Annotated in this window: 6 protein-coding genes; 2 read left to right on the top strand and 4 right to left on the bottom strand. The window is 55.1% G+C overall.

What is annotated here, in order from left to right:
• Positions 1-830: 830 nt before the first annotated feature.
• Positions 831-1799: a site-specific tyrosine recombinase XerC gene (gene xerC / locus H8A87_RS00090; protein ID WP_198688009.1), complete on the bottom strand. Its 969-nt coding sequence runs from the start codon at positions 1797-1799 to the stop codon at positions 831-833.
• Positions 1800-2018: 219 nt separating this feature from the next.
• Entirely contained in the window at positions 2019-4694 is a 2676-nt protein-coding gene (locus H8A87_RS00085) for a CHC2 zinc finger domain-containing protein (RefSeq protein ID WP_198688008.1), read from the bottom strand.
• 123 nt (positions 4695-4817) lie between these two features.
• Here H8A87_RS00085 and H8A87_RS00080 point away from each other — a divergent pair, with 123 nt between their 5' ends.
• Positions 4818-5228, top strand: coding sequence for a helix-turn-helix domain-containing protein (locus H8A87_RS00080; protein ID WP_198688007.1), 411 nt, complete (start codon positions 4818-4820; stop codon positions 5226-5228).
• Between the two features lie 85 nt (positions 5229-5313).
• Positions 5314-5634 carry a SymE family type I addiction module toxin gene (locus H8A87_RS00075; protein ID WP_198688011.1) on the top strand — a complete coding sequence of 107 codons (321 nt, stop codon included), beginning with the start codon at positions 5314-5316 and terminating at the stop codon, positions 5632-5634.
• A 79-nt stretch (positions 5635-5713) separates the two neighbouring features.
• Here H8A87_RS00075 and H8A87_RS19630 read toward each other — a convergent pair whose 3' ends face one another.
• Together H8A87_RS19630 and H8A87_RS00065 are read right to left on the bottom strand one after the other, a co-directional pair.
• Positions 5714-6130: a hypothetical protein gene (locus H8A87_RS19630; protein ID WP_232369973.1), complete on the bottom strand. Its 417-nt coding sequence runs from the start codon at positions 6128-6130 to the stop codon at positions 5714-5716.
• A partial coding sequence (locus H8A87_RS00065; protein WP_332460304.1) for a scabin-related ADP-ribosyltransferase occupies positions 6127-6707 on the bottom strand: 581 nt, incomplete at its 5' end. The genes H8A87_RS00065 and H8A87_RS19630, both read right to left, overlap by 4 nt.

Here is a 6707-nt window from a genome sequence, read left to right as displayed (position 1 = left end):
AAGGGACATCATCCCCGACGCCATCATACCCGCAGGACGACGCCAGCCCGCACAGGGCAAGGCTTTCAGGATAGCAGATTGCGCCCATTTTGCCCCGGCCATTTTTTTGACCCCGACGTGCACTTTCGGATTGTTTTTCATCGGCAACGGGCGAACGTCGCCCAGCTTGTCTGGGCGGCGGGCGGCCGTTCTGCGGGTGCGGGCGGCAGAGAGCCTGCAAGCGGCGCCCCTGCGACGCTCCTGTGCACCGTGGGTTACGCCATGCCCCGTTTTGTTACCAGCGCTGACCCCAGAGGGAAGCCCCCTGCGGGGGCTGCACGGGGCGAAGATGGCGAGCACGGCAACGAGCAACGCAGCGCAGCGCAGTGCGAGCCGCGCGCAGCAAGTCGCAGCGGGGTCGGGGCGGGGGAGGTAAACACGGAGGCCGCAGGCCGACCAACCTTCAGGGATGTTGGCCGGACGTGGCAAGGCAGCTAAAGAAGAACGCGTTTTTTTGCCGGGGACTGGCTGAGACGCTGACAGCAGAAGGCGCAGCCTTGTGCGGCGGCACGTCAGCGATGCCGATAAGTGGGGGCGCAGACATAATGTTAATTAGGCGATGCGAGCCGCTTTGCGGTGTGCCTGACTGGCACGCACATGAACGGCGAGTTTCGCCTAATTCCCTCACATTATGTTGAGTGGGCTTTGGGCGGCCTGCACAGGCTTAACGGGGACACCACGGTTCAGGCCGGCCATTGCCCACGTACCCCCGCCGACGGGCAGTCCGGTCACGGTCTGCCCCCGCACCGCTCCCGACGGACTCAACGGGGAGGCGCGGGCTGTCCGGTGCGTCAGGGTTTCGGTTCGGCGTCGGGCACGCCTTTTGCCGGAGGCTCACGCTCAGCCGGATGGGTCTGATGATGCACTTTTTTTAAATGACCAATCGCCACCTGGGTATATATCTGGGTCGATTCCAGACTGGCATGGCCTAATATCGCCTGGATATGCCGGGTATCTGCGCCGTTCTCCAGCATCTGCGTGGCCATGCCATGCCGGAACAGGTGGCAACCGCCGGGTTTGTCGATGCCGGCACGGTGGAGCGCATTGCGTACTATCTGGGTCAGGCTGTTGTCGGTCAGGCCCCTTCCGTGTTGTGACACAAACAGGTAATCAGGGTCTTTGGCCCACACCAGACGCGGGCGGACATCATTCAGGTAGCGCTGTAACCAGTGCCGTGCTGATTCACCCAGCGGAACGACCCGGTCCTGACGGCCTTTGCCCTGCCGGACAAACAGCATTCCGCCGGCTAAATCCACTTCACTGAGCTGCAACCGCGCGAGTTCTGAACGCCGGATGCCACTGCTCCACAGCGTTTCCAGTATTGCCCTGTCCCGGACACTGAGCGGATTGTCGCTGCCGGTCATCGCCAGCACCCGCCGCGTTTCCTGCTCGCTCAGCAGTCCCCACGGCAACCGGCGCTCCCGCCGGGGCAGCTCCAGCTCCCGCGCCGGGTTATACCGCAGGTGCTGCCGCTTCACCAGCCAGCGGAACAGGTGGCGCACGCTGGTCAGTTTTTTGATGACCGTGCTGGCCGTTATCGGGCGGCCATGCCGGTTTTTCTGTGCCACCATGTGCTGCTGCCAGCTTTCCAGCTGCGGGAAGCTCACCTGCTGCGCCATCGTGATACCCCGTTCGTCACACCACTCGACAAATTCCCGCAGGTTTCCACGGTAGTGTGCCCGGGTTTCCCGTGTGTAGCGCAGCGCGTCGAGGTGGTCAAGAAAGTGCTGGATGTGTTGCCTGAGTGTCAGTGATGCCATGATAAGCCTCCTGTCTGTGTGATGAGAGGTTGGTTACGATGCAGTTAAGTCACAACCCCGGAACTGTGTTTTTTGCGGTGACCCGACCGCTTTGCCATAAGGCCTTGCTGTTCCTGTCTTTGCGATGATTTCACGACCCGACCGCCTGCCGACCAGAGGCCGACCGGGGGGCGACTGCTTATCCCTTTACCCCGACCGGAACACGTCATACTTTCCCGTTCACGGCACAATGAGGCCGCACAAGTGCGCCGTGTCACCGTCTTCGCCGTCAAACAGCAGCTCATAGGCGAACGCCAGCCCACGGCGGTGCAGCATCAGGTATTCCATTTCAAGGAGCCGTGAGAGATGGAGTTTGAGCTGGGTATCGCCCCATTGAACGGCATCACGCAACTGCTTGCGGGTAAAAATCATCTCATGGCGGGGCTGGCCGCTGTCCCGTATCCAGGCCTGTATCAACATCAGTAACTTGCGCGTCTGCGGCGGCATTTCGTCGAGCGTCCGGCCTAAGATGTCATGCGCGAGCTGGTTCGCCAGCCGGATATCGTCTTTCGTGACTTCGATATATTCAAGCCGCCTGCCGCGATGCTCGGCGGTCTTGATTTCCCGCTGGTACTGGTACAGCAACGCGATGCTCTGAATGAGCGTGAGATACTTCATGTGGTCGCGGCGGGTACGGGTTTTGTCTGACAGGAACGTCAGCTGGCTGGCATAGGGATTGACCACATTCAACGGACGCAATAACCGCTGGGCGTTCTGGTGAAGCGTCGTCAGATACTTCCGCTCGTTCTCAGCCAGCAATCCTTCGAGCGTTTGCTTATGGCGCTGCAACGCATGGATGGCTTCGGTCTGTTCGCGGGTTTCATTGATGGTCAACACCAGACAGCGGTTCAGCAGCTCCTCATCGACATCGATGGCGGTTGTGGTCAGCATCAGCATCACCGGGCCTTTCACCGTGTAGCTTTTGGTGACCAGATTGCCGGTCGCTTCATCCTTGCCCGTGCTGGCCATGGTCAGCTCGCCGTCACTCTGTAACAGCTTGAGCGCATAAGCCGCCTGCCGTACCCCTTCTTCTTCGGCGATAGCCAGTATCTTATGTTGCAGGTTGGTTTCACCGAGGTAGAACAGGCTTTGCCCGGTCATGGCGCTGTACTGGATGCGCTCTTCTTCCGGTATCAGGTTGAGCACTGCATCCATTAATGACGATTTCCCGGCGGCGCTGCTGCTTTGTATCAGGACGGCCAAGGGTTTGGGCAGTTTGCGGCTGACGGCGGCCAGATAGCCCGCCAACAGGTTGGTCGATTCGCCGACAACCCCACAGGCGCTCAGGTCGGCGGTGATGCGGCTGATAAGTTCGGGGTCTTTCAGCAAGGCTTCGGCGGCGTGTTGTTCATCCGCACTCTGGGAGTGAGCGGCCTGCGCCGTGTCCGCCCCTGCCCATGCCCGTTGTTCCAGCACCAGTAACACCCGCCCCAGCTCACGCTTAATCAGCGTTTCCGGCAAGGCCAGCTCGGTACTTGCCTGACGCACGAAGGCCGACCGGGCACGGGCGCTCAGGATATCGAGGCTGTCCACGAACAGCGCCCCGCTGGGTTTGTCGGTTAACTGCACATTGACTTTCATCACCGTGGCACCGGCTTTCTGTTGCGCTCCGCGTATCCGCCATTCCTGCCCGTCCTGCTGGATCACGATATCCCCGTTGTCGGCAAGCGTCGTGACCACACCCGGTTCAGGCACCAAAGCCGCCGCAGGGACTGACACCGTGGCGGCGGTATTTTGGTTTGCCAGCGGCGTTTTTGTGGGTTCACCGAGCCACTGTGCCGCGTCCAGTAACTGGCCGAAGGCATTTTCCGGGTTCGCCACCTCGCAGCTAAACCGATTGGCATCGCTGCCTTCGGGGAACACGACCCGCCAGACATCCAGCCCGGCCAATTGCAACTCTGCCGCCAGTTGCACCGCCGCTTCATTGCCCGCTTTATCATTGTCATAGGCAATATGCACCTGCCGGATGTCATGCTGCCGGAAGGCCGCCCGGTGCGCATCGGTAAAGCCGTGTACCCCATACGCGCAGGTCACATGGCGATACCCCGCACACCAGAACGACATCGCATCAATCAGCGATTCACACAAAATCACTGAGGCCGAACCGGCCAGCCCGGCTTCATTCCAGACCCCGCCATGCTCCCCCGGCAGGTACAGGTGCAGCGGGGTGCCCGCCCGCAGGCGGTCCGTGATTTTGCGGCCATACAGCTCCTGTACCTGTCCCGCCGGACTGATCACTGGTACCACAAGCGAGCCGCTGAAGTGTTCATGGCCGCTTTCCCGCAGTAACCCGGCCGCCTGAAGCCGGGCGCGGATCTCAGCGCCGGCTTTCTGTTTTTTCTCCGGCAGCCGGTAACCGAGGGTGCGGTTGGCAAAGCCGAGCTTAAAATGGCTGGCCAGTTCAGGATGATCAAGGCGGCGTTTTTTCAGGTATTGCCGGGCTTCCGGCGCATTGAGCAGGGTCTGGTGATAGAACTCGACCACCCGTGACAGCAGCGCCTGTTGCCCGGCGGCATCACCGACATCCCCGGCCAGTTCCTCACTGGCAACCAGCGGTTCAACGTTCGGATTGCCGCCCAGCTCCCCGCGCAGCCGCTCAACTGCATGGCGCAGGCTCAAGCCCTCGGTTTTCATCACCCAGTCCAGCACCGAACCGCCCGCATCGCAGCCAAAGCAGTGATAAAGGTTCTTCGACGGGGTGATCACCATCGACGGGGTTTTTTCCTGATGGAACGGGCACAGCACGGTCATGTCCTTGCCGCGCGGGGTTAGCTTCCGCCCCTGCTGCTCAATGACCGCCACTAAGGAGACGGCGGCTTTCAGGTGCTGTAATTCTGCGTCGGGAATGCGAGCCATATCACTTATTCCTTTAAAAACCTGTCAAGATTTATTTTGAATCGCTGTGCGATATATTATATAATCGTTTTACGATAGTAAAGCAAGTCGTTTTAATAATACCCCTTATACTCGGAGCATTTTATGGCTGATATGACAGATGAAATTATGCAGACAGAAGAACAGCGCCGGGCATTTGGGCAACGACTGAAAGCGTTACGCAATCAACAACGCCGGACACAGAAAGAAGTTGCCGCTCTGATTGGCCTGCAACTTTCGCAGTACAGTAAATATGAATCTGGGATGCATATCCCGCCTGCGGATAAGCTGATACAGCTATCTGAATTGTTCACCACGACGATAGATTATTTATTATTGGGTTCGTCTGACGAACAGCTTCCACTGAGTAATACGCGGTTAATAGAACGGTTTAAAGCACTGGAGGAATGCCAGCCAGAAGAGCAGGAAACTGTGATTAAACTGATTGATGCAGTGATTATGAAGCACCGTGTTGAATCAGCGATGCGCTCAGTGGAGCAGGAGAGGGGCGACTAAAAAAATAAGGCGTTTCTAACACGGCGCTGTAGTGCAGCAACACTACAACGCCGCTAACCACAACCAACTAATCAGGAGTTGAATGATGGCTAAGGCGCATTCTAAGCAAAACCGCGCGGTAAATAAAGCCGCCAAAACCGAACGTTATTACACCGTGGGATACGTCCCGCAAAACGACAAGGCCACAGCCCCGCCCGCAATCCACCTGAAGGGGCAATGGCTTAAGGCCGCCGGCTTTGAGACTGGTGGTTCGGTCACGGTGAAGATCATGGATGGCTGTTTAGTGCTGATCCCCGCGAGTTCCGAGACCAACAGCCTCAAACAGCAATACCAGCGCCAGCGCGAGCAAATCAGTGAGATTAAGCTGCGGATGCGGGAACTGATTGGGAACTATAAAAGCCGCTAAGGGCAGGGAATGAGCCGCTCTTAAAAGAACAAAGCCGGAAGATCACGGGGATCTTTCCGGTTTTATTTTAGCTAAGAAATCAATTGTTTTGTCGTAATGATTCAATCCATTTAAAATGAAATTCTCTTTGTTCTTTTGGAGTAACATCAACATCTTTATCGTCGAAATCAAAGATATGAACCGTATCTTCAGATGAGGCATATTGACCTAATGTATTTTCATAGGCTACTCTACCTAAGCCCATATCTATCATCATGCCAGATGGGTATACATTTATTTTTGCACCCTTGCAAAGAAATATTATATCTTTTAATTGGTTTCTTAAATCAGCAAAACATGAAAAATAATCAAAATTATTTGACTCTGCTAATTGATTATTATTATGAAATATTCTTAAGCAACAATGCCTATCAGGAGAAGTGATCAAATGCAATTCAGCTTCTTCCGTTTTTCCGTTGATTATTATTTTGATTTTTCTTTTATCAATGTCTGTCATTTTCCATACCTCTTTGGATTTAAAATAGTATAGTCCCACATTTCACCATCGGCATTAACTGGTCTTGCGCCCAATATGTTTTCAGATTTAACCCCCCCAGGCATTGCAATTTCTAATTCACCCGCATAAGGACTGTCTTTACCTAAGACTTTATTTACATCTATACCATGGTTAGTTTTCATGGTGTACATATAGCCGGATTTTTGACCATAATTTGTTGCAAAACCAATGGTTTTACTTGGTTCAATAGTAGTACTAACAAAATTGCTTGGAGGATTTAGGTTATCTAATGCATGTTTATACAAATCATTGCTTGGACCTCGTGTTTTAAATCCCTCATCAAAAATTTCAGTGAAGCTCCGTGTATCTCCACGATAAGTTATGATGTAATCGCCTTTATTACCAACCCCGCCAGCCAGACCGTAAGGATCAACCCATTTCGAGGGATTATGCACATACCCATACGGATTAAACCCGCCCAATAACCCAATGGGGTCTGCCGAGATATACTGCGCCGTCTCCGGTGAATAATAACGATGTCGATTATAGAATAATCCTGACTCTTCATCCTCATATT

The sequence above is a fragment of the Xenorhabdus lircayensis genome (assembly GCF_016306625.1).
Lineage (GTDB): Bacteria > Pseudomonadota > Gammaproteobacteria > Enterobacterales > Enterobacteriaceae > Xenorhabdus > Xenorhabdus lircayensis.
This window is presented reverse-complemented; position numbering and strand designations above follow the sequence as displayed.

Bases quoted from the DNA above. Each gene is read 5' to 3' on its own strand.
- xerC (WP_198688009.1), bottom strand. From the start codon at position 1,799: ATGGCATCACTGACACTCAGGCAACACATCCAGCACTTTCTTGACCAC.
- H8A87_RS00085 (WP_198688008.1), bottom strand. From the start codon at position 4,694: ATGGCTCGCATTCCCGACGCAGAATTACAGCACCTGAAAGCCGCCGTC.
- H8A87_RS00080 (WP_198688007.1), top strand. From the start codon at position 4,818: ATGGCTGATATGACAGATGAAATTATGCAGACAGAAGAACAGCGCCGG.
- H8A87_RS00075 (WP_198688011.1), top strand. From the start codon at position 5,314: ATGGCTAAGGCGCATTCTAAGCAAAACCGCGCGGTAAATAAAGCCGCC.
- H8A87_RS19630 (WP_232369973.1), bottom strand. From the start codon at position 6,130: ATGACAGACATTGATAAAAGAAAAATCAAAATAATAATCAACGGAAAA.